This window comes from Nocardioides faecalis (assembly GCF_018388425.1).
Lineage (GTDB): Bacteria > Actinomycetota > Actinomycetes > Propionibacteriales > Nocardioidaceae > Nocardioides > Nocardioides faecalis.
The window spans coordinates 85,164-110,758 of the sequence record NZ_CP074406.1 but is presented as its reverse complement, the minus strand read 5'-3'; the positions used below and the strand labels follow the sequence as shown (position 1 = coordinate 110,758).

Here is a 25,595-nt window from a genome sequence, read left to right as displayed (position 1 = left end):
CGCGAGGTCCCCGAGGTGCGCCGCCCGATCGCCGGCGGCCACCCGGGCACCGGTGATCCCCTACGCTCGCAGCCGTGAGCGAGGCTGAGGAGTACCTGCGGCTGGCATCGGTCGACAACTTCCGCGACGTCGCCGGCCCGGAGCCGGGCTACGCCACCGCGGACGGCGGCCGGCTGCGGACCGGGGTGTTCTACCGCTCCAACGACCTGCAGCTGACCGAGGAGGACCACGGCCTGCTGGCCCGGGTCGGGCTGCACACGGTGATCGACCTGCGCACCGCGCCCGAGGTCGCCCTGCACCCCGACCCCGCGCTGCCCGGCGCCGAGCTGGTGCACCTCGACGCCAGCGGCATCCCGATGGAGGAGCTGGCGGCGCTGGACCACCGCGACGACGCCCAGGCGCTGATGGCGCAGGTCTACCGCAGCTTCGTGACCCACCCGAAGTCGCTGTCCGCCTTCGGCGCCGTGCTCACCCGGCTCGCCGACGGCGGTCCGCAGCTGTTCCACTGCTCGGCCGGCAAGGACCGCACCGGCTGGGTGGCCGCACTGCTGCTGCACCTCGCGGGCGTCGACGACGCCACGATCGAGGCCGACTACCTGCTCACCAACGCCCGGACGGCGCGCAGCCGTGCCCGCACCGAGGCGCAGATCGCCGAGCACCTCGGGCGCGAGAAGGTCGCGGTGTTCGCGCCCGCGCTGGTGGCCGACGTCGCCTACCTGCACGCCGCGCTCGACGAGGTCGAGGCGTCGTACGGCGACCGCAGCGGCTACCTGCGCGACGGGCTCGGGCTCGGCGAGGACGTGCTGGAGCGGCTGCGCACGCTGCTGCGCGTCGAGCCCGGCCAGCCCTAGCCCGCTGGTCGGCGCTGGTCCGCGGGGCCCCGCCGCCCGCTGCGCTGCAGCCGGCGGCGGCGGCGGTCACCCTTGCGTCGCACGTCGCGGCCCATCCGGCGGTCGCCGTGGTAGAGGATCGACTCCCAGTCCACGCCCCGCGCGGCCGGCTGCTCCTCGACGACCGGCTTCTGCTTGACCGGCACGAACAGCCAGTGCACCACGCCCATCGTCATGTCCACGATCGAGTTGCTGACCCCGATGTAGGCGCGGATCGCCCAGGCCGCCAGCACCGTGTTGAGGGTGGCGAAGGCGAAGTTGCCCCAGTTTCCGTCGAGGTAGCTGCGCCAGGCGGTGACCAAGGAGTAGCCGACGATCAGGTAGGGCACCAGCACGTGCAGCCCCGGTGCCGCGGTGCGGTTGCGGACCTTGGGGGTGCGCGCGAACGGGATCTTCTCGCCGGTGAACGCCTGCTGCACCGACTTCAGCACCCCGGCCAGGTTGACCGGCAGCAGCACCAGGTTGAACCCGTAGATCCGGAACACGTCGGAGCGGCGGTGGCCGCACACCCGCAGGTCGCTGGCCATCGCCAGGAAGTACGGGAGGGCCGCGCCGAGCACGAACGGGCTGAGCAGGCGCTTGTCGTAGGGGTAGAAGAGCAGGAACAACAGCGCCACGCTGGCCCACGCGATGGAGGCCATGTAGTTGACCCGCAGCGCCAGCTCGCCGAGCCGGATCGGGCGGCCCTCCCGGGCGCGCGGCTTCCGCTGCTGGAAGAACTTGGGCAGGATCAGCAGCCCGCCGTTGGCCCAGCGGGCCCGCTGCACCACCAGCGAGCCGAAGTCCGGCGGCGTGGCCGAGTAGCTGAGCCGCTCGGGGTAGTTCACCAGCCGCCAGCCGGCGGCAGCGATGTCGATGCTGGACTCGGTGTCCTCGATGACGGTGCGGTCCTGGATGTAGGTGCGCACCTCGTGCCCGCCGATGGTCTCCACCTGCACGATGTCGTGCAGCGCGCTGCTGCGGATCACCGCGTTCGCGCCGACCCAGAACGTCGAGTCGTAGTAGGTCATCCCCTGGTGCAGGATGTGCTGGATGTCGGTGGTGGCGCCGGCGATCCGCTCGATCCGGGTCGGTGCCCCGCGATAGGAGGAGTACGGCGTCTGCGTGATCGCGACGTCGTGGTTCTCCGGCTGCTCCAGGAAGTAGACCAGCCGCAGGCAGTAGTCGCGCAGCAGCTGGGAGTCGGCGTCCAGGGTGAGCACGTAGACCGGGTCGGGCACGACCAGGTCGCCGGGCGCGGGGTCGTCGTCGTGGCGGCGCAGGATGGTGCCCTCGGCGGTCTCCACCGGTCGCCAGGTCTTGCCGATCAACCCCAGGTAGGAGTTGATGTTCATCGCCTTGTTGGCCTCCTGCGAGAGCGAGACGTAGCGCTTGCGCTCGAAGTTCTCCAGCCGGGCGGAGAAGATCCACAACAGCCGCCGGTGCAGCTCCAGCACCCGGCGCGCCGGCATCGTGGCGCCCTGCTCGATCGCGGCCTCGAGCGCCACCAGGGTGAGCCGCAGCTCGTTGGCCAGCCCGAGCAGCACCTGGTCGGCGAAGAACTCCGCGACGTGGTCGGTGACCACCTCGGCCTCGGCCATCCGCTCCAGCCACAGTGCCGCGGCCAGGTACTCGTCGGCGAGCTCGGCGATCACCTCGCCTTCGGCGAGGTCGTGGCCCTCCAGCTGCTCGGCGGCGCGCTTGAACCCCAGGAACGCCCGGCGCCCCGGGGCGAACAGGGTGCGCTCGATCTCCGCGGTCAACGCCCGGGTGGCCTCCAACCGGGCGACGACCTCCGGATCGGTCGGGTTGGGCGGGTCGTCGATGAGCAGCACGATGCGCAGGTCGGGGTACTCCTGCAGCGCCGCGCTCCACAGCGTCAGCCGGACGATGTCCGGCTCCTCGGCGTAGGAGGGGATGAGCACCGCGAGCGCGCGCGGGGTGGCGTCGAAGTGCTGGTCGAGCAGCCCGCGCGGCACCCGCTGGTGGGCGCGGAAGCGCTGCAGGGCGCCCTGGCGGGCGACCAGGTACATCAGCGCGGAGAAGGTCAGCGCGGTGACCACCAGGACGTAGGTGATGGCCTCCATGGTGAACCGGAACCCGCCGCGGCCCTCGAGGAAGTGCCGGATGACGGTGTTGACCAGGTACAGCACCCAGGACGACACCACCACGGTGATCGCGATCCGGCCCCACATCAAGGTGCCGGAGGTCGGCCGGGGGTGCACGATCGGCATCGGCTCGGCGCGCCGCTCGGCTCCCCACTGCCGGCGACGCCGCGGGGTCGGTGGCGCGACCTCCACCACTCGATCTTCTCTGACCCCTGTCACCTGAGCATCTTCGCGGATCCGGACCGCGCTTGTGCGCGATAGCCACACAACACTCCGGTTGCGCCCCGTACGCTGACGCACTGACACCGGGCACCGGGCCCCCGCGCTCTGGCGGGGCCGGCCAGGTGACAGGGCGCAGGAAGGGGCGGGGCCGTGGCGCTGGTCGAGGGACGGCGTCTGTCCTGGGTCCGTCTGGGCATCGTGCTCGTCACCACGGCCGCGGTGGCGTTCGCCTCGCTGGAGGGCTGGCGCTGGTTCCAGGACTCCCGGGTCAAGCTGAGCACCGACGTCTGGTTCGCCGGGTACGTCGACGTCACCGCCACCCCGACCCTGGCCTTCGAGGAGCCGGACACCACCGCCGAGGGGGCAGCGGCGCCGAACGCCGTGCTCGCCTTCGTCGTGGCCGACCGCGCCGACCCGTGCCGGCCGTCCTGGGGTGCCGCCTACACCCTCGACGAGGCGGAGGACCAGCTCGACCTGGACCGCCGGATCGCGCGCCTGCGCCAGCTGGGCGGTGCGCCCATCGTCTCCTTCGGCGGCCAGGCCAACACCGAGCTCGCCGTCGGCTGCACCGACGTCGACGCGCTGTACGACGCCTACCGCGAGGTGGTGCGGCGCTACTCCGGCGGCATGATCGACCTGGACATCGAGGGCGCCGCCCTGGAGGACGCCGAGGCCAACCAGCGGCGCGCGGAAGCCGTCGTACGGCTGCAGGAGGCCGAGGACACCGAGGTCTGGGTGACGTTGCCGGTCGCACCGCACGGGCTCACCGAGTCGGGGCTGGCGCTGGTGCGCACGATGATCCGGGCCGGCGTCGACCTCGCCGGTGTCAACGTGATGACGATGGACTACGGCGGCTCCAAGGACGCCGAGGACTCGATGGCACAGGCCTCGATCAAGGCGCTGGAGTCCACCCACGCCCAGCTCGGCGAGCTGTACGTCGCCGCCGGCGACCGGCGGACCGAGGCGCAGCTGTGGCGGCTGCTCGGCGCCACGCCGATGCTGGGGCAGAACGACGTGGTCGAGGAGGTGTTCACCCTCGCCGACGCCGAGCGGCTGCGCGACTTCGCCGACGAGAAGAAGCTGGGGCGGGTCTCCGCGTGGTCGTTGAACCGCGACCGGCCGTGCAGCAACAACTGGCCCGACCCCACCAAGGTCTCCGACTCGTGCAGCGGGGTGCGGCAGGCAGCGGGCGACTTCGCCGCGGTGCTGGGCGAGGAGCGCGAGGGCGTGCCGCAACGGGCCGTGGTCCCCTCGGCGACCCCCAGCCCGACCCAGGTCCCCTCGCCCGGCGCCACCCCGACCGACGACCCGGAGACCAGCCCGTACCAGATCTGGGACCCCGAAGTGGTCTACCAGAAGGAGGAGCGGGTGGTCTGGCGGCGCAACGTGTACGTCGCCAAGTGGTGGACCAGCGGCGACGTGCCCGATGACCCGACGATCGAGGACAGCGCGTCGGCGTGGCGGCTGATCGGGCCGGTGCTGCCAGGTGAGCGGCCGCAGCCCACCCCGAAGGTGCCCGAGGGCACGTACCCCATGTGGCGGCCCGGGAAGGTCTACCGCGCCGGGTCGCAGGTGCAGCTCGACGGCGTCGCGTACGTCGCGCTGTGGTGGACCCGCGGCACCTCCCCCGACCAGCCCTCGACGGCCGACGCGCCCTCGCCGTGGCGCCGGTTGTCCGCCGCCGAGCTCGCCAGTGCGTCCGCGGAGCCGGGCAAGAAGCCGCGCCAGCGGCCGAGCGAGAGCCCCGGCGCCGGCACCCCCGGCGGGGGCTGAGCCTGCTGCGGCGTGCCGGCCCTCAGGGAGCCGGCGGCGGCAGCTTCATCGGCAGGGTCGGCTCGTGGGCCGCCTCAGGCCGGGGCGGGGCGCCGGGGATGTGCTGCTTGATGACCTTCTCCGTGCGCGGGTCGAGGACGATCTCGTGGGTGTCGCCGTCGCGGCCGTCGAAGCGGACCGAGACGGTCTCGAAGCCCTTGTGCCGCTGCATCTGGGCGTACATGGCGTACGCGCGGCGGTCGGCCTCGGTGAGGTCGACGGAGTCGGTGAACGGGGTGAGCAGGGCGCGCGGCCACAGCTTGCGGGCGATGACGACGTTCACCTCGATGCCGAGCACGCCGATGATCGCGCCGATGTAGAGCAGGCCCATCAGCCCGAGGACGACGCCGAACACCTCGGTCATGCTGTTGCGGCTGGCGCTGGCGATCACGTTGGTGACATAGACGGTCCCGATCCACTGCAGCAGCTGCCACAGCACCGCGATGGTGAATCCGCCGGGGGCGGCGCGGATCCCTCGGTCACGGATCGCCCGGGCGGCGGCCACCCGCAGCAGCGCCGTCATGCCGAGGCCCAGGACCACCACCGTCAGCAGCCGGATCATCCAGTGGAACCAGCTGTGCCGGGACAGCTCGCCCACCAGGTCGGTCTCGGTGAGCACCGCCGAGCCGATGGAGAGCCCCAGGATCGCGGTGCCGGCGCCGAAGAGGATGAACAGGCTGTTGACCCGGGTCATGATGGGGTTCGGGCGGCTGTTGCGCGGCACCGCCCATGCGGCGGACTGCACGTTCTGCAGCGCCAGGCCCAGGCCGAGCGCGCCGTACAGCGCGGTGAGGGCACCGACGATGATGCCGCCGGTGGAGCCCTGCAGGCCGCCGGGGCGGCCCAGCTGGTCGCCGATGATCGGGAACTGGGCGAGCGCGGAGTCCAGCACCTGCTCCTGCAGCGCGGGGCGGCCCTCGAGGAAGAAGCCGAGGATCGAGGTGGCGAGCAGCAGCAGCGGGAAGATCGAGAGGAACGCGTAGAAGGTCAGGATCGCCGCGAGGTAGTTGCCCTGGTCGTCGAAGAACTTGTAGACGACCGCGAGCGGGAAGCCGATGACGGATCTCCGCCGCTGCCCGCGATCGATCTTCCCGACGACGCCCACTAGCGCAACCTATGACATCGCCCTGAAGGCACCGGTCACCGCCGCCGCCTCGGGCTCAGGCGAGCAGCGCCGAGATGACCAGCGCGACGGGTGCGCTGGCCAGCGTGCTGACGAAGATCGCGTCCCGGGCGAGCAGCACACCGCGGTCGTAGCGGAGGGCGATCACGAACACGTTCTGGGCTGTCGGCAGCGCGGAGAGCAGGGTGACGGCGAACAGCTCCTCGGCGTCCAGGCCGACCGCGAACCGGCCGATCAGGTACGCCACCAGCGGCTGCACGACCATCTTCAGCACCGTCACCACGCCGAGCGCGGCCGGGGTCACGCCCCGGCCCGGGGTGGGGCCGAGGCGGAGCGCGACGCCGTACGCGATGAGCATGGCAGGCACCGCCATCCCGCCGATCAGCTCCAGCGGCGCGTGCAGCGTGCGCGGCAGCTCGGTGTCGGTCAGCGACAGCACGAGGCCGAGCAGCGAGCCGATGGTGAGCGGGTTGGTGACCGGGCGGGTGAGCACCTTGGTGAGGCTCGGTCGGGTCGGGCTGGTCATCACGTCGAGGACGGTGAGGGCCAGTGGCTGCAGCACCAGCAGCTGCATGAGCAGGGCCGGCACGATCAGTGAGGCGTCACCGAGGGCGTAGGCGGCGATCGGGATGCCGAGGTTGCCGGCGTTGACGTACGCCGAGCACAGTGCCGCGATCACCGAGGTGCCTGCGTCCAGGCCCCGCCAGACGGCGACGGCGACCAGCAGCGCCGCAGTGATCACCACCCCGCCGGCGGTGGCCACCAGCGGCCCCGACAGCACCTTGGTGGCGTCGGCGTCCTCGAGGACGGTGACGAGCAGGGCCGGGCTGGCGAGGTAGAACGACGTCAGCGACAGGCTGCGCTGGGCCTTCAGGTCGATGATCCCGAGGTGGGCCAGCAGGGCGCCGCACCCGATCACGATCGCGATGGTCGCGAACCCCTCGAGCACTCCTCCCACGCGGGAGATCCCACCACCTCCCCGGTGGCCCGCCGACCACGCCAGCCGCCGTGAGACGCCGGCACGCGGTGGTGGAGGTGCGAGCGCCAGCGAGCCTCGAGACCCCTACTCGGTCGGCGGGTCCTGGTGCCGGTCGCGCTGTCGACGGCGCTGCTCCTCGGCGCGCTCGCGCACCCGGCGCAGGAACTCCTCGTCCGCCGCCTCGTCTCGGGCCGCGAACCGCCCCGGGCGCTCGTACTCCGGGAAGCCCGGCGCCCCGCCCGCCGCACGGTCGAGCGGGCGGGCCGACAGCGGCCGTCCGGCGACCAGCCAGGCGATCGACCCGGCGAGCGGGAAGAGCAGCACGATCAGGATCCAGCACCGCTGGCGAGGTTGCGCACCCCGTCCTCGCGCGCGCCGATGACCTCGACGAGGCAGTACACCCACAGCACCAAGATCACGATGGGCGGCAGGAACCTGAGCACGGACGCGATCATGCTCCGCAGAACGCTCTGCCCGCCCGGCTTCGCCCGAACTCGTCTCGGCCGGTGCCCGGGCGCGCTGCGGACCCGACGGAGAGAAGGGTCAGGCGGCGGGGACGAGACCGGGATCGGCCAGCGCGTCGGGCCAGCGGCCGGGTGGGTCGAGCGCTTGCGTGCCGTTCGGCCCGACGTGGAAGAAGTGCCCGTGGGGACTTCGCCAGAGAAGGTGGCCGGGCATGAGGACGAAGTAGCGCCAGCCGGAGTGGGTCTTGGCGCGGTGGTGCCGCCTGCAGCATGGGAACTCGTTGCACGGGCAGGTGCTCCCGCCCTGCTCATGGGGGATGCGGTGGTCGAGGTCGCAGCGTTCGGCGCGGGTGGTGCAGCCGGGGAAACAGCAGGTGGTGTCCCGCAGCTCGACCTGCTTGCGGTGCCGCGCGGGGATCTCGTACCGGTCCACCGGGTCGCAGTCGGCGAGGTCGATCACCGGCTGCACGGTGATCGAGGTGGCGGTGCGCAGCCACTCCCGGATCTGCTCCTTCAACACCGGGCGCTTGCCGTCGTGCCAGCGCCCGACCGGGTTCTCGGCGTCCACGACCTCGTTGAGCATGGTGTCGGTGATGTGGACCGCGATCTCGGCCTTGCGGCCAGCCGAACGGACGGTCACCTCACCGGTCTCCTCGTCCGTGGTGAGCAGGTCGAGCTCAAGGTCGTTCCTGGCCAGCTCGCCGACGGCGACCGCACGCCGCACGTCGAGCGACTCCTCAGAACCGAGTCGGCCCAGCAGCATCGCGCGCCGGCCGACGGCGTCGTCGAGGTCCGCGGCATCGGCGGCGTCGACCAGGCCCCCGATGACCGCAAGCCCGTTCTCGTTGGCGTCGCCGATGTCGAAGTGCCGATGGTCGGAGGCTTCCTTGCGCCGCGCCTCAGCGGCCTCAGGGTCGTGGCGCAGGATCGCGGTAGCGACGATGCGGTCCATCTCCGCCCAGCCGACGCGGCCTACCCGGGCGGCCACCTGGCGGTCCACGAACCCAGCGGCATCGGCGTTGAGGCTGCGGGTGAGGTCGGCGACCCGCTCGGCGCGCCAGGTGGCGACCTTCCCGGCCATCACCTGGCCGTAGAGAAGAGGCAGCCGCCACGCGCACTCCACGATCCGACCCACATAGGCCCGTCCGCCGTCGGGTGAGCGGCCCAGCACGGCGATCAGCTCCATCAGGTTGAACTCCGACACCAGCGGAGCACCCGTCCCGGCGATGGGGACCCCGGTGTCGACGAACGAGTCCCGCAAGGTGGCGGCGTGCTCGGGAGCGTCCACGACGTTCTGGTCCGCCCACGCGACGATCGCTGCCCACTCGTCGATCATCAGGGCGGCGCGACGTCGAACGCCGGCGTCGAGGACGTTGAGCAGCTCGGCGACCGGACGGCCGTCGTGCTCCGCGACTGCGGTGCTGCTCCTGAGATCCATACCTGGATTCTCCTCCGACCCTCCGACAGAACCCCACCCCCGAAAACCGCCTGTGAGCTGCGGAAACACCGGTCCGCCTGGGGACGATTCCGGGTCGTTCGAGTGGCTCATGGAGGAGAACGCACAGGCCCGCCGCGGGACCCGGAGGTCCCGCGGCGGGCCGTGGACGACGTACGTCGGACGTCAGTAGGACTTCGGCAGCCCCAGGGAGTGCATGGCGACGAAGTTGAGGATCATCTCCCGGCTGACCGGGGCGATCCGGCCGAGGCGAGCGGCGACGAGCATGTTGCCCAGGCCGTACTCGGCGGTCAGGCCGTTGCCGCCGTGGGTGTGCACGGCGACGTCGGTGGCGTTGCAGGCGATCTCGCCGCCGGCGTACTTGGCCATGTTGGCGTACTCACCGGCGGTGAAGTCGTCCCCGGCGTCGTACAGGGCCGCGGCCTTCTGCCACAGCAGGCGGGCCTGCTCCAGCTCGATCTTGGCCTTGGCCAGCGGGTGCGCGATGCCCTGGTGGGCGCCGATCGGGGCGTCCTTCCACACCGAGCGCTCCTTGGCGTAGGCCACCGCCTTGTCGAGGGCGTAGCGGGCCAGGCCGCACGACATCGCCGCGCCCATGATCCGCTCCGGGTTGAGCCCGGCGAACAGCTGCCACAGGCCGCCGTCCTCGTCGCCGACGAGGTTCTCGGCGGGCAGGCGGACGTCGTCGAGGAAGAGGGTGAACTGCTTCTCCGGGGCGTCCCACGACATCGGGATCGGCTGCTTGGTGAAGCCCGGCGCGTCGGTCGGCACGACGAACAGCGCCGGCTTGAGCTTGCCGGTCTTCGCGTCCGCGGTGCGGGCCACGATGAGCACCGACTGCGCCTCGTCGACACCGGAGATGAAGGTCTTCTGCCCCTTCAGCACCCAGCTGTCGCCGTCGCGCTCGGCGGTGGTGGTGATCTTGTGCGAGTTCGAGCCGGCGTCGGCCTCGGTGATGCCGAAGGCCATCAGGTGGGTGCCGTCGGCGATCGCGGGCAGCCAGCGCTGCTTCTGCTCCGGGGTGCCGCAGCGGGCGATGATCGAGCCGCAGATGGCGGGCGAGACGACCATCATCAGCAGCGGCGCACCGGCCGCGGCGGTCTCCTCCAGCACGGCGGCCAGGTCGGCCATGCCGCCGCCACCGCCGCCGAACTCCTCGGGGATGTTGACGCCGAGGAACCCGGCGGAGCCCATCTCGAGCCACATCTCGGTCATCTTGCCGCCCTCGCGGGCCTGCTTCTCGACGAACTCCCGGCCGTACTTGCCGGCGAGCTTCTTCACCGCCTCCCGCAGCGCGGTGCGCTCCTCGGGCTCGCTGAACATCGTGGCGACGGTGTCGCTCATGCGGTCTCTCCTTGTTCGGTGGCGTCGGAGGGAGCACCCTCCGCCTCGACGACGGCGAGCACGGTGCCCGCCTCGACCTGCTGCCCGGCGCTCGCCGGCAGCGCGACGACGGTGCCCGCACAGGGCGCCGCGACGGTGTGCTGCATCTTCATGGCCTCCATGACGAGCAGCGGTTGGCCCTCGGCGACGACGTCGCCGACTTCCGTGTGCACGACGACCACGCTGCCCGGCATCGGGGCGAGCAGCGAGCCGGCGGCGACCTGGGTGGCCGGGTCCACGAACCGCGGCACCTTGCGCAGCGCCAGGTGGATCCCGGCGCCGTCGACGTCGAGGCGCTCACCGGCGATCGCGACGTCGTACGGCGTGGTGAGGCCGTCGCGCTCGACCACGACCCGCCAGCCGGCGGCGGTCCGGGTCACGGCGGCGGCGGTGACGCCGTCGACCTCGCCGTACCCGTCGACGAGGCGGTAGCGCCCGGCCTCGGTGACCCAGCCGACCTCGACCTCGGTGCCCGCCACCTCGAACGTCGTACGACGGACGTCGGCGTGCACGTTGCGCCAGCCGCGCGGCATCCGGCGCTGCACCGGCCGGCGTGCGGCGAGGTGCTCGACCCAGGCGACGGTGGCCGCGAACAGGGCGGACGCCTGCTGCACGACAGTGCCGGGCACGCCGGGCTCGAGCGCGGCCAGCTCGGCGGTGTCGAGGAACGTGGTCGACATGGTGCCCTCGACGACGCGGGGGTGGCCGAGCAGCTCGACGAGCAGGTCGCGGTTGGTGCGCAGCCCGTGCAGCCGGGCGCGGCGCAGCGTCCCGGCGAGCTGGCGCAGCGCCTGCTCGCGGGTCGGGGCGTGCACGATGACCTTGGCGATCATCGCGTCGTAGAACGTGCCGATCTCATCGCCCGCGCCCACGCCGGAGTCGAGCCGCACGCCGAACCCCTGCGGCCCGGCGAACTCCGCACTCACGCCGGGGATGTCGAAGGCGGTGATCACGCCGCTCTGCGGCTGGTAGCCGGCGGCGGGGTCCTCGGCGTAGAGCCGGACCTCGATCGCGTGACCGCGCGGGCCCGCCGCGACGACGTCGGCCAGATCCGGGGTGCGGCCCTCGGCGACGGCGACCTGCAGCGCGACCAGGTCGACGCCGTGCACGGCCTCGGTGACGGGGTGCTCGACCTGGAGGCGGGTGTTCATCTCCAGGAAGTAGAACCGGTCGCGGGCCGGGTCGTAGAGGAACTCCACGGTGCCGGCGCCGCGGTAGTCGATGGCCTCGGCGGCGGCCTTCGCGGCGGCGTGCAGCGCGGTGCGGGTGGCCGCGGGAAGCCCGGGGGCGGGCGCCTCCTCGATCACCTTCTGGTGGCGGCGTTGCACCGAGCAGTCCCGTTCGCCGAGCACGACGGTGCCCTCGGCGGTGCCCAGCACCTGCACCTCGATGTGCCGGCCGTCCTCGACGTACGGCTCGACGAACACGGTGCCGTCGCCGAACGCCGACGCCGCCTCGGCGCCCGCGGCCGCGACCTCGGCGGCGAGGCGGTCCAGGGACCGCACGATCCGCATGCCGCGGCCGCCGCCGCCGGCCGAGGCCTTCACCAGCAACGGCAGGTCGGCCTCGGTGGCGGTGTCGGCGTCGGCGTTGCCCAGGACCGGGACGCCGGCGGCGTCCATCAGCTTCTTGGCCTCGATCTTCGAGCCCATCCGCTCGATCGACTCCGGCGCCGGGCCCACCCACACCAGGCCGGCGGCGAGGACGGCGCGGGCGAAGTCGGCGTTCTCGGAGCCGAAGCCGTAGCCGGGGTGGATCGCGTCCGCGCCGGTGCGCCGGGCGGCCTCGATCACCAGCTCGCCGCGCAGATAGGTCTGGGCCGGCGTGCTGCCCGGCAGCCGTACGGCGACGTCGGCCTCGGCCACGAACGGCATGTGAGCGTCGGCGTCGGAGTGCACGGCCACGGTCTCGATGCCCAGGTCGCGGCAGGTGCGGAAGACCCGCCGCGCGATCTCGCCGCGGTTGGCGACCAGCAGTCGTGTGATCACAGGCGGAACACCCCGTAGCCCCGGGCGCCCTCGAAGGCGCGGTTGGCGATGACGGACAGGCAGATGCCGAGCACGGTGCGGGTGTCGCGCGGGTCGATGACCCCGTCGTCGTACACCATCCCGGACAGCACGTAGGGCAGCGACTGCTCCTCCACCATCTGCTCCACCATCTGCTTGGTGGGCGCGAACGCGTCGGCGTCGAAGGGTCGGCCCTTGGACTCCGCGGACTGCCGGGCGACGATCTCCATCACCCCGGCCAGCTGCGCGGGGCCCATCACCGCCGACTTCGCCGACGGCCAGGTGAACAGGAACCGCGGGTCGTAGGCGCGCCCGTTCATGCCGTAGTTCCCGGCGCCGTAGGAGGCGCCCATGATCACGGTCAGGTGCGGCACGGAGGAGTTGGAGACGGCGTTGAGCATCTGCGCGCCGTGCTTGATGATCCCGCCCTGCTCGTACTCCTTGCCCACCATGTAGCCGGTGGTGTTGTGCAGGAACAGCAGCGGGGTGTCCTTCTGGTTGGCCAGCTGGATGAACTGCGCGGCCTTCTGCGCCTCCTGGCTCATCAGGACGCCGCGGGCGTTGGCGATGATCCCGATCGGATACCCGTGCAGCTGCGCCCAACCGGTGCACAGCGCGGTGCCGTAGAGCGGCTTGAACTCGTCGAAGGCCACCTCGTTGCCCGGCCCCGGGCCGTCAACGATCCGGGCGATCGCCTCGCGCGGGTCGAAGGGCTCCTTCAGGTCGCTCGGGATCAGCTCCAGCAGCCCGTCGGGGTCCAGCTCCGGCTCGGCGTAGCCGGCGGCGGGCACCGTGCCGGTCTTGCGCCAGTTCAGCCGAGCGACGGTACGACGTGCCAGGCGGATCGCGTCGCGTTCGTCGACGGCGAGGAAGTCGGAGGAGCCGGAGACCCGCGAGTGCATCTCGGCGCCGCCGAGCGACTCGTCGTCGGACTCCTCGCCGGTGGCCATCTTCACCAGCGGCGGGCCGGCCAGGAACACCTTCGCCTGCTCGGCGACCATGATCACGTAGTCGCTCATGCCGGGGATGTAGGCGCCGCCGGCGGTGGAGTTGCCGAACACCACCGAGACGGTGGGCACCTTCGCCGCCGAGGACCGGGTCAGGTCGCGGAACCCGCGCCCGCCGGGGATGAAGATCTCCTTCTGCGTGGGCAGGTCGGCGCCGCCGGACTCGGTCAGGTTGATCACCGGCAGCGCGTTCTCGCGGGCGATGTCGAGGGCGCGGAAGTTCTTCTTCACCGACCACGGGTTGAGGGCACCGCCCTTCACCGTGGGGTCGTTGGCGATGACCATGCACTCGACGCCCTCCACGACGCCGATGCCGGTGACCAGCGAGGCGCCGACCGGGAAGTCACTGCCCCACGCCGCCAGCGGCATCAGCTCGAGGAACGCGGCGTCCTCGTCGAGCAGCAGCTCGATGCGGTCGCGGGCGGTGAGCTTGCCGCGGGCGCGGTGGCGCTCGACGTACTTGCCGCCGGCCTCGACGGCCTTGGCCTGCTCGGCGTGCAGCGCCGCGATCTTCTCCTCCATGGCGGCCCGGCGGGCCCGCTCCACGGACTGCTCCGGTGCGGTCGTGCTCACCCCTCGAGCACCGCCTTCATCCGCTTCAGGGTGGTGCGCATCCCGCGCTCGTTGGTGCGGGTGCGGAACGGGCCGAGCAGCGCCCAGTAGATCCGGATCGGCCATGACGGGGTGAGCCGGAAGTACTCGGTGACCCGGGTGGTCTCCGAGCCCAGCGACTCCAGCCGGTAGCCCCAGCGGTTCACCGGGGTCTTTCCCTCCATGCCCACGGTGAACTCGAAGAGCCGGTTCTCGACGCACTCGGTGACCGTGCACCCCGTCCAGTACGTCGGCCCGACCCCGTTGCGCTTCACGTGGCCCTTGAACCGGGCGCCCTCCGCCGGCCCCGTGGCGCCGCGCGTCCACTGCGCCTCGAACGTCTCCGGGGAGAACTCCCCGATCCGGGTGACGTCGCTGACCAGCGACCACACCTGGTCCACGGGTGCGGCGATGGTCAGCGACACCTCGCTGCCGAGCGGCTTCAACAGGGCCATCATGTGCTCCTTCGCTGGTGCTGCCGGTTGGGTTCGGGTGGTGCTGGGTGGTTCGGGTGGTGCTGGGTGGTTCGGGGTCGGGCTTGGTCGGGCGGGGTCGGGTCGGTGCGTCAGGCGTAGCCGAGCAGCTTCGCCGACAGGTCGGTGAGCACCTCGGTGGCGCCGCCGCCGATGGGCAGCAGGCGGGCGTCGCGGTAGTGCCGCTCCACCTCGGTGCCGTGCATGTAGCCGTAGCCGCCGTGCAGCTGCACGGCCATGTCGGCGACCGCGACGGCGGTCTCCACGGCGGTCTGCTTGGCCATGCACGCCTCGGCGATGACGGACTCGCCCTCGACGTGGCGCTGGGCGACCTCGAGGGTGTAGGTCCGGGCGACCTCGGCCTGGCGGCGCATCTCGACGAGCTTGTGCCGCACCACCTGGTTCTTGATGACCGGCTTGCCGAAGGTCTCCCGCTCGCGGCAGTACTGCGCGGCGAGCTCGGTGCAGCGCAGCGCGGTGGTGTAGCCGATGAGGGCGAGGAAGATCCGCTCCACCACGAACTGCTCGGCGATGTAGTAGAACGCGTGGTTCTCCTCGCCGACCAGGTTGGTGACCGGGACGCGCACGTTGTCGTAGGACAGCTCGGCGGTGTCGGAGCAGCGCCAGCCCATCTTCTGCAGCGAGCGGCTGACGGTCAGGCCGGGGGTGTCCTTGTCGACCACGATCAGCGACAGGCCGCCGTGGCCCTCGTCGCCGGTGCGGGCGGCGGTGACGACGAAGTCACCGCGCACCGCGGAGGTGATGTAGGTCTTCGCGCCGTTGATGACGTAGTGGTCGCCGTCGCGCACCGCGCGGGTCTTGAGGCTGGCGACGTCGGAGCCGCCGTCGGGCTCGGTGATGCCCAACGAACCGATGAGATCGCCCTGCAGGGTGGGCCGGACGTACTTCTCGAGCAGGTACGGCGAGCCGTGGGCGATCATGTGAGGCGCGGAGATGCCGTGGGTGTAGAGCGCGGAGAGCAGGCCGCCGGAGGCGCCGGCCGCCATCAGGCCCTCCTGCAGGGCGCACGCGTCGAGCACGTCGCCGCCGTCGCCGCCGAACTCCTCGGCGTACCCGACGCTGAGCATGCCGGCCTTGGCGGCGGCGTGGGTGAGGCTGCGCGGCAGCTCGCCGGCGTCCTCCCACTCCTGGATCGACGGCGCGATCTCACGGGTGGCCCAGTCGGTCGCGGCCTGCTTGAGCGCGGCGCGCTCGGAGTTCCAACGCATGGAGGCGGGTCCTTCTCTCTGACGGTTCGGGGGGTGTGGGGTGTGCTTGTTCGGGGTCGTGCAGGTCAGACGAGGTCGTCCTGGATGTGCACGCTGCGCGCACGCACCCACTCACCCAGGGCCTTGGCCTGCGGGTCGAAACGGGTCGTCGAGGCGACGCCCTCACCGAGGAGCCCGTGGATGACGACGTTGACGGCACCGAGGTTCTCCAGCACGTAGACGTCGATGTCGAGGTCGCGGGCCTCGGGGATCAGCTCGCGCACCTTGCGCGGCGTCATCAGCTTGGCCAGCCACTGCACCCGGGCGGCGTACTGGGCCGCGGTGGTGGCGCCGGTGGCGGCGTCGTTCTTGACCCACAGGCCGAGGTTGGCGTCGCCGCCCTTGTCCCCGGAGCGGGCGTGCAGGAAGGTGCCCAGCGGCATCCGGCGGGTGATGGTGTCGGCCGGCGCCGGGTACGGCGAGGGCCGGGCGCCGAGGCCGGGGTCCAGCTCCTCGGGGGCCACCTGCTCGACGAACTCGGTCGGGTCGGCGACCACCTCGCGGCTGCCGTCGTGGTGCACCACGACGTGGGTGACCTCGGAGCGCTCGACGTAGGCGGGGGTGTAGACGCCGTACGGCGTGGGCTTGGCGGGCGGGGCGGTGACGTGGAAGCCGGGGTAGGAGGCAAGCGCGAGCTCGACGACAGGGCCGGTGAAGGCCTTGCCGACCGGGCCGGGCTCGGGGTCCTTGGCGGTGCAGCGCAGCAGCACCGAGGCGCCCTCCTCGGTGTCGGCGTCGCCGGTGCGGGCCGGGGTCTGGGTCCAGGTGACCTCGGCCGCGGTGAACGCGCCGTCGAGCTGGGCGCGCACCCAGTCGGCCTTGGCCTCGACGTCGAGGCCGGTGAGCACCAGCTCGACCTGGTTGCGGTAGCCGCCGAGGGTGTTGACGGCGACCTTGAGCTGCTGCGGCGGCGCGGTGCCGGTGACGCCGGAGACCTGCACCCGGTCCGGGCCGGCCTGGCGCAGCACGATCGAGTCGAGCCGGGTGGTGACGTCGGGGTTGAGGTAGCGGGTGCTCTGCACCTCGTAGAGCAGCTGCGCGGTGACGGTGTCGACGGTGACCGCGCCGCCGGTGCCCTCGTGCTTGGTGATCACGCTGGAGCCGTCGGCGGCGACCTCGGCGATGGGGAAGCCGAGTGGGCGGTCCATCGGGGCACCGGCGCGGAACAGCTCGCGGAAGCCGGAGAAGTTGCCGCCGGTGGCCTGGGTGCCGCACTCGATGATGTGGCCGGCCACGACCGCCCCGGCGAGGGCGTCGTACTCGGTCGGGCTCCAGCCGTGGTGGGCGGCGGCGGGGCCCACGACGAGGGCGGCGTCGGTGACCCGGCCGGTGACGACGACGTCGGCGCCGTGGCGCAGCGCCGCGGCGATGCCGAAGCCGCCGAGGTAGGCGTTGGCACTCAGGGCGCCGTCGAAGCCGGCGTGGCCGCGCAGGTCGTCGCCGGTGACGTGGGCGACCTTGGCGCCGAGCCCGAGCCGGTCGGAGAGCTCGGTGACCTTCGCGGCCAGGCCGGCGGGGTTGAGCCCGCCGGCGTTGCTGACGATCTTCACGCCCTTCTCCAGCGCCAGCCCGAGGGTGTCCTCGAGCTGGCGGACGAAGGTGCGGGCGTAGCCGAGGTCGGCGTCGCGCAGCTGGTCCATGCCGAGGATGAGCATGGTCAGCTCGGCGAGGTAGTCGCCGGTGACGACGTCGACGTCGGGGCCGGTGCTGCTGCCCTCGAGCTGCTCGCGCAGCGCGGAGAGCCGGTCGCCGTAGAAGCCCGAGCAGTTGGCGATCCGCAGGGCGCTCATCGCGGCGCCCTGCCCGGCCCGGCGGGTCCGGCGAAGGCCTGGGCGATCTCCAGCCACCGCTCGGCGTCGACCCCGATCGCGAACAGGTCGGTGTCGTCGCGGTGGACGCGCTGGGTCACCAGCTCACAGAAGTCGTACGCCGACCCGGTGACGCGCTGCGGCGCGTCCTCCGCGCCCCAGGTCCACAGCTGGCCGCTGGGTGCGGTGAGCTCGATGCGGAACTCCTCGGTGGGCGGCTCGAGGCCGTGGCCGGCGAAGGAGAAGTCGCGGGTGCGCACGCCGATGTGGGCGACGTGCCGGATCCGGTCGGTGGGCGCGGGCCGGGAGCCGAGGGCGTCGTACACGTCGAGGGCGTGCGCCCAGGTCTCCATGAACCGGGCGGTGGCCATCGAGGTCGGCGACATCGGCGGACCGAACCACGGCAGCTTGTCCCCGGCGGGGAAGGCGCGCAGCGACTCGGTGAGCGCGAGGCGGGCCTCGTCCCAGCGCTGCAGCAGGTCCGCGGGCGGCAGCGCGGCCAGCGCGTGCGCGGACTTGTCGACGAAGCCGTCGGGGTCCTCGATCGCCTTGAGCACCAGGTCGTCCCAGGCCCGCTTGCCGGGCGTGGTGTGGGCGGCGGTGGCGAGCACGGCGCACTCGTCGGTCCAGCGCAGGTGCGCGATCGTGGTGGCCACGCTCCACCCCTCCGCCGGCGTGGGGGTGGCCCACCCGGCCTCGTCCAGGCCGGCGACGGCGGCGCGCAGGGCGTCGCCCTCCGCGGTCAGGTCGGCGAGCACGGTCTCGAGCACGCTCATCGGCTTGGCTCCTTCTCGTCGCGTTCTGCTCGGCCCGTCCCAGGCCGAGGGGCGCTGCGGCCCAGCTCAGCGTCCAGCACCCGCGCCCATTCGTCGAGGATCCGGCTGCGCCGGGGTGCGTCGTCGCCGAGCGTGTTCGCCAGCCCGAGGCCGCGGACCAGGTCGAGGGTGGCCTGGACGAGCTCACGCACGCCCGGCACCGACTCGTCGGCGCCGAGCAGCTCCACGGTCAGCCGGTGCACCTCGCGGCCGACGTGCTGCTCCAGGGGGGCGACCGCGGCCAGCAGCGCCGGGTCGGTGCGGGCCGCGACCCACAGCTCGAGCGCGGCGCTGAAGACCGGGGAGGCGAAGTGGTCGCCCAGCATCCGCAGCACCGCGCGGGTGCGGTCCGGGCCGGTGGGCAGCCGCTGCGCGCTGGCCGCGAGCTCCGCGCCGCGCCGGTCCGAGAGGTGGGTGACCGCGGCGACGACGAGGTCGTTCTTGGTCGGGAAGTGGTGCAGCTGGGCGCCCCGGCTCACGCCGGCCCGCTCCGAGACGAGCGTGGTCGTCGTACCGCCGAAGCCGCGCTCGACCAGCAGCTCGACCGTGGCCTCCATCAGCCGCGACCGCATCAGCCGGGTGCGCTCCTCCTGGGGGACGCGGGCGGCGGGTGCGGTCATGAGCCCAGCATGCGCCGAAGGAAACAAACAGTCAAGCCTGACTTTTTTATGGGTCGTCCGTGGACGCTCCACCCAGACCTGGTGAGCCGTCCTTAGAGTGACCGCGCGGGCGACGGGCCCGCGAGGCGGCGGCACGACCGCGGCCGCTCACCCTTCCGGGAGGAGACCCCATGTCCTCGGCGTACCGACGCCACGCCCTCGCGGCGCTCACCGCCCTCTCCCTGGCCCTCTCCCTGGCCCTGGGCACGCTGCTGCTCGCACCGCTCGCCCCGGCCGCGCACGCCGTCGCCACCGGCGCGATCACCGGCGTCGTCAAGGGCAAGCCGGCCGGGGGCACCGCCAGCCCGCTGGCTGACGCCTGGGTGGACCTGTACCGCGACACCGACGGCTCCACCAGCTGGTACGCCGGCCGGGAGACCGACCAGCAGGGCCGGTTCACCTTCTCCGGCCTGCCTGAGGGCACCTACCAGCTGCACACCAGCCCTGAGGCCCACCCCGGCCTGCAGGCGGAGTGGTACGACAACGCGTGGACCCGCAGCAGCCAGATCACGGTCGCCGGCGGCACCGTCACGCTGCGCGACATCGTGCTGGAGCCGGCCGGCTGGGTCAGCGGCCGGGTCACCGACCAGGACGGCGCGCCCGTCCCGAACGCGGCGGTGTCGATCTCCGAGGACTCGATGTCCGGCGGGCACTACGTCTTCGCCGACGCCGACGGCCGCTACGACACCCGCACCAGCCCGACGTACGGCGGCCAGACCGTCGCGCCGCTGATCGCGCGCAGCTACGAGGTCGACACCAAGGGCCCGGACACCTACGGCATCGACGACGACGTCTACGCCCGCGACACCCGGAGCGTCACCGTGCCCGGCGGGCAGGGCGTGGTCGCCGACCTGAGGATCACCCGGCTCAAGACCGTGGTGTTCACCGTGCGCGACAGCGCCGGCGCCCCCGTCACCCAGGCACCGGTCACGCTCAAGATCAAGCGCACCGCGACCGGCGGGTTCGAGGACCCGCAGTACGGCCCGATCCTCACCAACGACGAGGGCAGGTTCCGGGTCGTCGAGGACACCGGCCTCGCCTTCCAGCTGGGGTTCCACCCCGAGGCCGGTGCGGACCGTGGCGATGTCTCCGAGTGGTGGGACGGCGCCGAGGGCGCCGCCAAGCAGGCCGACGCCCGCGCCCTGGACTTCCCGGCCTCCGCACCGATGAGGCGGGACGTGACGATCGAGCTGGGCCCGCTCACCGGCCCCGCGCCGTCCGTCTCCGGCACCCCGCGTGCCGGGAGCAGGCTGACCGCGACCGCCGGCACCTGGAGCCCGGCCCGCCCTGACCTGAGCTACCAGTGGCTGCGTGACGGCAAGGTGATCGCCGGCGCCACCGGCGCCGCCCTGGACCTCACCGCGGACCACGTCGGCGGGCGGATCTCCGTGCGCGTCGCCGCCACCCACGACGGCCGCACCGTCGAGCGCACCTCGCTGGCCACCGCCGCCGTCACCCCAAACCCGGCGGACCCGGAGGACCCGGTCGACCCGGTCGACCCGGTCGTGCTCACCCCCGCGGTGCCTGCGATCGCCGGCGTCACCCGTGCCGGCAGCACCCTCACCGCCCGCCCCGGCACCTGGACCCCGGCCACGGCACGGCTGAGCTACCAGTGGCGCGCGAACGGCGTGCCGATCCCCGGCGCCACCCAGACGACCCTGCGGCTGACCAACACCCACGCCGGCAAGCGGATCACCGTCACGGTCACCGGCGTGGTGACCGATGCCGCCGGTGACCAGCAGGCGGCCGCCACCTCCCGCGCGACCCTCCCCGTGACCGGTGTCCTCAACGGCCCGAAGCCGAAGGTCAGCGGCAAGGCGAAGGTCGGCAAGAAGCTGAAGGCCAAGACCGGCACCTGGGGCCCCGGCAAGGTGCGCGTCACCTACCAGTGGCTGCGCAACGGCAAGGTCATCAAGGGCGCCACCAAGGCGTCGTACAAGCTGGGCAAGAAGGACCGCGGCAAGCGGATCCAGGTCCGGGTGACCGTACGGCGCAGCGGCTACCTCACCGCCACGGCGGTCAGCGCCCGGACCGCGAAGGTCAAGCGCTGAACGGTGCGGCACAGCGCTGACTCGCGCTGAGCCGCAGCGAACGCACGAACGGCCCCGGTGTCCCTCGGACACCGGGGCCGTTCGTCGCTCTGGGCTCATCTGTCACACGGGGCAGGGTTTCCTGGCGGGTTTCGGGGGTTGCAACCCCGTAATGCGCAGGAATCCCCGGTCGACCGGGGATTCCTGCACCCGGCCCCCTCAGTCGATCCGCGCCGCCAACGGCAGCCGGCTGCGAGCAGCCAACCCGACCGCAGCGGCGGTGAGCAGCGGCAGGCCGACGACGACGACCGTGATGAGCAACCACGGGACCTCCAGCACGGTGGCGCCGCTGCCGTCTCGGGTCAACGGCTTGCTGATCGCCACGCCGGGGATGAACCCGATCGGGGTGCCCAGCACAGCGCCGACCGCACCCACCACCAGCGCGTAGCCGGCGGCGACCGCCCGCCGGGTCCGGGGACGCGCACCCACCGCGGCCATGGTGGCCAGGTCGGGGCGGGCATCGGAGAGCGCCAGGAACGTCGCGGTCAGCGTGCCGCCGAGCATCAGCACCCCGCCCAGGATCGCCAGCACGAGCTGGACGATCCGCACGGAGGCCTCGGTGCGGTAGCCGCGCTCGACGTACAGGTAGCCCGCGCCCGGCATGGTCTGCAGCCGCTCGTTGAGGTCCTCGACCGCCTCGTCGGACAGCCCCGGCCGGGTGATCAACCCGCTGGTAGCGGTGCTCAGCTCCAGCTCGTCGACCACCGCCTGCGGCAGGAGCGCCGCGACCGCCGCCGTCCCCGAGTCCGGGTCGAGCACCGAGGTGGCGACGTCGAGCGACCGGAGCGGGCGGGACTCGCCGGCGCCGTCGTAGAACGTCACCTCGACGGTCATCTCCGCGAAGTCGTCGGGACCGACGAAGTCCGACGTGCGCAGCACCACCACCTCGCCGGCGGCGAGGCGCTCCTCGGCGAGCGTGCGCTCCGCCGGGCTCAGCCCGATCCCCTCGGGCACCTCGGCGCCGACCAGGTACGACGAGCCGAGGGTGCCCCAGCTGGAGAACTCGACGTCCTCGCCGCCGGTGGTGAACGTCAGCTCGCGCCAGCCACCGGCGTCTCCCTCGTCGTCACCCCCGTCGGTCACCACGCCGGTCACCTCGGTGACGGAGCCCTTGCCGGCCTCCGCCTCCAGGACCCCGCGGATCGCGGCGACGTCGACGCCCTCGGCCTCGGCGTCGACCGTGGCGACCGTGACGGCGCCGTAGCCCATCGCGAGCTGGGGGCGGTAGGCCTGCTCGTCGGCGCTCTCCATGCTGCCGATCCCGATGCCGAGGGCGATCACCCCGGCGACGGTGGCACCGACGGCGGCGACCGCGGGCACGGTGCGGGTACGGTGCCGGGCGGCGTCGCGGGCAGCGAAGCGCAGCGGCAGCGGCCAGCGCGTGGCGACCCGGGCGACGGCGGCGACCGCGACCGGCACGAGGAGCACCATGCCGAGCACGGCGAGGATCGCGGAGCCGCCGACCAGCAGCGGGGAGGCACCGCCGTCGGCGACCCCCAGCAGGGAGCCGGCGACGCCGAGACCGATCAGCACCACGCCCAGCAGCGGCGACCGCGCCGAGGGGCGGCCCTCGCCACGACGACCGGCCAGCACCGCGACGACGTCCTGCCGGGACGCGGAGACGGCCGGCACCACGGCGGCGAGGAAGGCGGAGAGGAAGCCGAACCCGGCGACCACGGCGAGCAGCGGCCACGGCACCTCGAACGGCCCGAACCAGGTGCGTTGCATCCGCTGCGCGAGCGGTACGGCGAGCGCGCCGACCCCGATGCCACCCACGGCGCCGAGCACGCCACCGACGATCCCGACGACCACGCCGGAGGCGAGCACGGTGCGCCGCGCCTGCGCGGGCGTGCCGCCGGTCGCGGCGACCAGGGCGAGGGTGTGCGCCTGCGCCTTGGCGCGGACGGCGAACGCCGGGCCGGCGAGCAGCACGACCTCGATCAGCACCATCACGATGATCAGGCCGAGCACGGTGATGGTGGCCTCGTCGGGGCCGCCGTCGACCATGACCTCGACCTCCGGCGGCAGCGCGGAGCTCGGGGGCGGGTCGCTCAGCACCGCGCGGGAGAGGGCGAAGGCACCGATCTCGTTGAGGGCCTGCACGGCGGCCCAGTCGACCGGGGCGCCGCCGACCAGCCACTGCGGGGCGGCGTCCTCGGAGTAGGGACCGAACGCCTCGGGCAGGCCGGCGGCCACCGGATAGTCCCGGTAGGCGGCGTGCTCGGCGATGCCCACGATGTCGGCGACCCGCCGCTCCTCGCCGTCGGCGCTGCGGCTCAGGAGGGTGAGGGTCTCACCGATCCCGGGGCCGCGCTCGACCAGCGCCGCGTTGACCACCACCTCGTCCTGGCGGGTGGGCAGCCGGCCCTCGGTGAGCCGGACGAGGCCCTCGGCCAGCGGGTCGGCCAGGGCCGTCTCGAGGGTCTCGAGCTCGGCGATCCCCTCGTCGGTCTCGAACAGCAGCGTGTGCTGACGGATCGGGATCATCGGCCGCTCGGCGCCGAGCACCGCACCGATCTCGGCGCTTCCCGCGCGGACCTGTCCCTCCAGGCCACCCCAGCTCAGCGCGACCTGGGGGTCGAAGTGCTGCGCGACCGGACCGCTGCGCTCGGGGGTCACCAGGGCCTGCGCCGCCCCCAACCGGCGGTCGAGACCCTCGACGCCGGACACGTCCTGGGTACGCCACACGACCGCCGCGGCACTCACCGCAAGCACCGGCAGCACGATGAGCACCAGCATCAGCGCGGTCTGCGCCTTGCGGCGCAGCGCCTCGCGGCGGGCCAGCCGCAGCGCGACCCGCCAGCCGGCGAGCCGGTTCGAGGCGCCCTTCGTCGAGCTCACCGGGCGGAGGTCTCGGTGAGCAGGTCGACGCCGCCGGTGCCGGTCTCGTCGACGACGGTGCCGTCGCGCAGGAAGACCACCCGGTCCGCCCAGGCGGCGTGCCGGGCCTCGTGGGTGACGAGCACGCCGGCGGCGCCCGCGTCGCAGCGCGCGCGCAGCAGCCGCAGGATCTCCTCGCCGGTCTCGGAGTCCAGCGCCCCGGTGGGCTCGTCGGCCAGGATCAGCCGGCGCTCCCCCACCACGGCCCGAGCGATCGCGACCCGCTGCTGCTGCCCGCCCGACATGTCGTCGGGGAACCGGTCGGCGAGGTGGCCGATGCCGACCTCGGCCAGCGCGGTGCGCGCCTCGCTCCGCGCCTGCCTGGCGCCGATGCCGTCGAGCTCGCGCGGCAGCGCCACGTTCTCCACCGCGGTCAGCGCCGGGATCAGGTTGAAGCCCTGGAAGACGTAGCCGATCGAGGTACGACGCATCCGGGCCCGGCCGCCCAGGTCGAGGCCGACCAGGTCGGTGCCCTCGACCTCGACCGCACCCGACGTGGGCTGGTCCAGGCCGCCGGCGATCGTCAGCAGGGTGGACTTGCCGGAGCCCGAGGGCCCCATGACGGCGACCAGCTCGCCGGCGTGGGCGGCGAACGAGATGCCACGCAGCGCCTGCACCTCGCCGGCGCCGGTGCCGTGCACCCGGGTCACGTCGCGCATCCGCAGCACAGCACTCATCGTCGTACCTCCGTCGTGGTGGGGATGTTCGTGTCGCCCGCGCCGCCGCGGCGGCTCAGCAGCCGGTCGCGGGCCTCGGCCAGCCACCGGCGTTCGGCATGGTCCAGGCGCCGGGCATGGGCCTGCAGCAGCTTCATCGCCGGCCCCGCTTGCGCTTCGCCGCCGCCTCGAGCACCGGCCCGGCGGCGGCCGGCGTGGGCGGGGCGGGGGCCGCGGCGACGTCGAGCGCCTGCTGCTCGACGGCCGCCCGGCGCAGCCGGGCCTCGCAGTGGTCGAGCCAGCGGATCTCCGCCTCCGCGGCGAAGACGAGGGAGTCGAGCACCAGGCTCCAGGCGAGGTCGGCCGGGTCGCCGGCGAGGCCGGCACCGTCGCCGACCTGCCGCTTGAGCCGGGTGTAGTCCTGCAGGGCGGCCATGGTGGCGCCGCGCTGCTGCTGGATGACGGTGCCGACGTCGACGCCGGGCACGGTGACCGCGAGGGCGAGCTTGATCGCGAGCTCGTCGCGCGGCGGCTGGGTGCGGGCGACCGGGGTGGTGAACCAGGCGGCGACCTCGTCGCGACCGGAGTCGGTGATCCGGTAGATGACGTGGCCCTCGGCGTCCTCGCCGTCGGCGAGCGCCAGTCCGTCGCGCTCGAGCCGGCTCAGGGTGGTGTAGACCTGCCCGACGTTGAGCGGCCACGTGGTGCCGGTGCGCTGCTCGAACTCGGAGCGCAGCTGGTAGCCGTACATCGGCTGCTCCTCCAGCAGGGCGAGGAGGGCGTGCTTCACGGACATGCGGGGGCCTCTCGACGGGCGATACATACTCGGTATGGATATATATACCGGATATGCAGCGCGAAGGCGAGCCCTCCTCCGCCAGGACGGGATCCCGGGGCCTTTGGTCCCGTGCCCCTCTCGTCGCCCC

General features: G+C 72.9%; 20 protein-coding genes. 3 read left to right on the top strand and 17 right to left on the bottom strand.

Translation table 11 applies throughout. From position 1 onward, the window contains the following. The first annotated feature begins 74 nt into the window (after positions 1 to 74). Positions 75 to 851 (top strand): tyrosine-protein phosphatase, encoded by a 777-nt coding sequence (locus KG111_RS00490; protein ID WP_205291160.1) that lies wholly within the window; start codon positions 75 to 77, stop codon positions 849 to 851. Here the strand turns inward: KG111_RS00490 and KG111_RS00485 are convergent. Then, positions 848 to 3,169, bottom strand: a complete 2,322-nt coding sequence (locus tag KG111_RS00485; protein WP_249666231.1) for a glycosyltransferase family 2 protein — start codon at positions 3,167 to 3,169, stop codon at positions 848 to 850. The genes KG111_RS00490 and KG111_RS00485 overlap by 4 nt on opposite strands. A 180-nt stretch (positions 3,170 to 3,349) precedes the next feature. Here KG111_RS00485 and KG111_RS00480 point away from each other — a divergent pair, with 180 nt between their 5' ends. Continuing rightward, a complete protein-coding gene (locus KG111_RS00480) occupies positions 3,350 to 4,972 on the top strand; it encodes a chitinase (RefSeq protein ID WP_205291161.1) in 1,623 nt (540 codons plus the stop codon). Between the two features lie 22 nt (positions 4,973 to 4,994). Here KG111_RS00480 and KG111_RS00475 read toward each other — a convergent pair whose 3' ends face one another. The 12 genes from KG111_RS00475 to KG111_RS00420 form a co-directional block, all read right to left on the bottom strand. After that, positions 4,995 to 6,116, bottom strand: coding sequence for a YihY/virulence factor BrkB family protein (locus tag KG111_RS00475; protein WP_205291162.1), 1,122 nt, complete (start codon positions 6,114 to 6,116; stop codon positions 4,995 to 4,997). 55 nt (positions 6,117 to 6,171) lie between these two features. Beyond that, positions 6,172 to 7,092, bottom strand: a complete 921-nt coding sequence (locus KG111_RS00470; protein WP_205291163.1) for an AEC family transporter — start codon at positions 7,090 to 7,092, stop codon at positions 6,172 to 6,174. Positions 7,093 to 7,197: 105 nt separating this feature from the next. Beyond that, complete coding sequence (locus KG111_RS00465; protein WP_205291164.1) at positions 7,198 to 7,437, bottom strand: hypothetical protein; 240 nt, start codon at positions 7,435 to 7,437, stop codon at positions 7,198 to 7,200. Positions 7,438 to 7,656: 219 nt separating this feature from the next. Beyond that, positions 7,657 to 9,015 (bottom strand): HNH endonuclease signature motif containing protein, encoded by a 1,359-nt coding sequence (locus KG111_RS00460; RefSeq protein WP_205291165.1) that lies wholly within the window; start codon positions 9,013 to 9,015, stop codon positions 7,657 to 7,659. Between the two features lie 183 nt (positions 9,016 to 9,198). Next, positions 9,199 to 10,377 (bottom strand): acyl-CoA dehydrogenase family protein, encoded by a 1,179-nt coding sequence (locus KG111_RS00455; RefSeq protein ID WP_205291166.1) that lies wholly within the window; start codon positions 10,375 to 10,377, stop codon positions 9,199 to 9,201. Continuing rightward, entirely contained in the window at positions 10,374 to 12,404 is a 2,031-nt protein-coding gene (locus KG111_RS00450; RefSeq protein WP_205291167.1) for an acetyl/propionyl/methylcrotonyl-CoA carboxylase subunit alpha, read from the bottom strand. Before KG111_RS00450 ends, KG111_RS00455 begins: the two co-directional genes overlap by 4 nt. After that, on the bottom strand, positions 12,401 to 13,951 hold the full coding sequence (locus KG111_RS00445; RefSeq protein ID WP_205291347.1) for an acyl-CoA carboxylase subunit beta: 1,551 nt from the start codon (positions 13,949 to 13,951) through the stop codon (positions 12,401 to 12,403). Before KG111_RS00445 ends, KG111_RS00450 begins: the two co-directional genes overlap by 4 nt. Positions 13,952 to 13,998: 47 nt before the next feature. Then, a complete protein-coding gene (locus KG111_RS00440) occupies positions 13,999 to 14,475 on the bottom strand; it encodes an SRPBCC family protein (RefSeq protein ID WP_240195626.1) in 477 nt (158 codons plus the stop codon). 110 nt (positions 14,476 to 14,585) lie between these two features. Continuing rightward, positions 14,586 to 15,722, bottom strand: coding sequence for an acyl-CoA dehydrogenase family protein (locus tag KG111_RS00435; protein WP_205291169.1), 1,137 nt, complete (start codon positions 15,720 to 15,722; stop codon positions 14,586 to 14,588). A gap of 65 nt (positions 15,723 to 15,787) precedes the next feature. Continuing rightward, positions 15,788 to 17,551, bottom strand: coding sequence for an acyclic terpene utilization AtuA family protein (locus KG111_RS00430; RefSeq protein ID WP_205291170.1), 1,764 nt, complete (start codon positions 17,549 to 17,551; stop codon positions 15,788 to 15,790). Further along, positions 17,548 to 18,345: a TIGR03084 family metal-binding protein gene (locus tag KG111_RS00425; protein ID WP_205291171.1), complete on the bottom strand. Its 798-nt coding sequence runs from the start codon at positions 18,343 to 18,345 to the stop codon at positions 17,548 to 17,550. The genes KG111_RS00430 and KG111_RS00425 overlap by 4 nt, the downstream gene beginning before the upstream one ends. Further along, positions 18,342 to 19,004, bottom strand: coding sequence for a TetR/AcrR family transcriptional regulator (locus KG111_RS00420; RefSeq protein WP_240195627.1), 663 nt, complete (start codon positions 19,002 to 19,004; stop codon positions 18,342 to 18,344). Before KG111_RS00420 ends, KG111_RS00425 begins: the two co-directional genes overlap by 4 nt. Positions 19,005 to 19,174: 170 nt before the next feature. Between KG111_RS00420 and KG111_RS00415 the strand changes: the two genes are divergently transcribed. Then, positions 19,175 to 21,094, top strand: a complete 1,920-nt coding sequence (locus KG111_RS00415) for a carboxypeptidase regulatory-like domain-containing protein (RefSeq protein ID WP_205291172.1) — start codon at positions 19,175 to 19,177, stop codon at positions 21,092 to 21,094. A 198-nt stretch (positions 21,095 to 21,292) separates the two neighbouring features. Here the strand turns inward: KG111_RS00415 and KG111_RS00410 are convergent, their stop codons facing one another. From KG111_RS00410 to KG111_RS00395, 4 genes are read right to left on the bottom strand one after another with little or no spacing between them, the layout of a single operon-like run. Next, positions 21,293 to 23,974 carry an ABC transporter permease gene (locus tag KG111_RS00410; protein ID WP_205291173.1) on the bottom strand — a complete coding sequence of 894 codons (2,682 nt, stop codon included), beginning with the start codon at positions 23,972 to 23,974 and terminating at the stop codon, positions 21,293 to 21,295. Then, the gene (locus KG111_RS00405; RefSeq protein ID WP_205291174.1) at positions 23,971 to 24,690 is read right to left on the bottom strand and encodes an ABC transporter ATP-binding protein; all 720 of its coding nucleotides are present in this window, start codon (positions 24,688 to 24,690) and stop codon (positions 23,971 to 23,973) included. Before KG111_RS00405 ends, KG111_RS00410 begins: the two co-directional genes overlap by 4 nt. Continuing rightward, complete coding sequence (locus tag KG111_RS00400; RefSeq protein ID WP_205291175.1) at positions 24,687 to 24,827, bottom strand: hypothetical protein; 141 nt, start codon at positions 24,825 to 24,827, stop codon at positions 24,687 to 24,689. Before KG111_RS00400 ends, KG111_RS00405 begins: the two co-directional genes overlap by 4 nt. Continuing rightward, the gene (locus KG111_RS00395) at positions 24,824 to 25,465 is read right to left on the bottom strand and encodes a PadR family transcriptional regulator (protein ID WP_205291176.1); all 642 of its coding nucleotides are present in this window, start codon (positions 25,463 to 25,465) and stop codon (positions 24,824 to 24,826) included. The genes KG111_RS00400 and KG111_RS00395 overlap by 4 nt, the downstream gene beginning before the upstream one ends. Positions 25,466 to 25,595 lie beyond the last annotated feature (130 nt).

Excerpts from the sequence above, each read along its gene's own strand:
- KG111_RS00460 (WP_205291165.1), bottom strand. The coding sequence starts at position 9,015 with ATGGATCTCAGGAGCAGCACCGCAGTCGCGGAGCACGACGGCCGTCCG.
- KG111_RS00455 (WP_205291166.1), bottom strand. The coding sequence starts at position 10,377 with ATGAGCGACACCGTCGCCACGATGTTCAGCGAGCCCGAGGAGCGCACC.
- KG111_RS00445 (WP_205291347.1), bottom strand. The coding sequence starts at position 13,951 with ATGGAGGAGAAGATCGCGGCGCTGCACGCCGAGCAGGCCAAGGCCGTC.
- KG111_RS00440 (WP_240195626.1), bottom strand. The coding sequence starts at position 14,475 with ATGGCCCTGTTGAAGCCGCTCGGCAGCGAGGTGTCGCTGACCATCGCC.
- KG111_RS00435 (WP_205291169.1), bottom strand. The coding sequence starts at position 15,722 with ATGCGTTGGAACTCCGAGCGCGCCGCGCTCAAGCAGGCCGCGACCGAC.
- KG111_RS00430 (WP_205291170.1), bottom strand. The coding sequence starts at position 17,551 with ATGAGCGCCCTGCGGATCGCCAACTGCTCGGGCTTCTACGGCGACCGG.
- KG111_RS00425 (WP_205291171.1), bottom strand. The coding sequence starts at position 18,345 with ATGAGCGTGCTCGAGACCGTGCTCGCCGACCTGACCGCGGAGGGCGAC.
- KG111_RS00420 (WP_240195627.1), bottom strand. The coding sequence starts at position 19,004 with ATGACCGCACCCGCCGCCCGCGTCCCCCAGGAGGAGCGCACCCGGCTG.
- KG111_RS00415 (WP_205291172.1), top strand. The coding sequence starts at position 19,175 with ATGTCCTCGGCGTACCGACGCCACGCCCTCGCGGCGCTCACCGCCCTC.
- KG111_RS00405 (WP_205291174.1), bottom strand. The coding sequence starts at position 24,690 with ATGAGTGCTGTGCTGCGGATGCGCGACGTGACCCGGGTGCACGGCACC.
- KG111_RS00400 (WP_205291175.1), bottom strand. The coding sequence starts at position 24,827 with ATGAAGCTGCTGCAGGCCCATGCCCGGCGCCTGGACCATGCCGAACGC.
- KG111_RS00395 (WP_205291176.1), bottom strand. The coding sequence starts at position 25,465 with ATGTCCGTGAAGCACGCCCTCCTCGCCCTGCTGGAGGAGCAGCCGATG.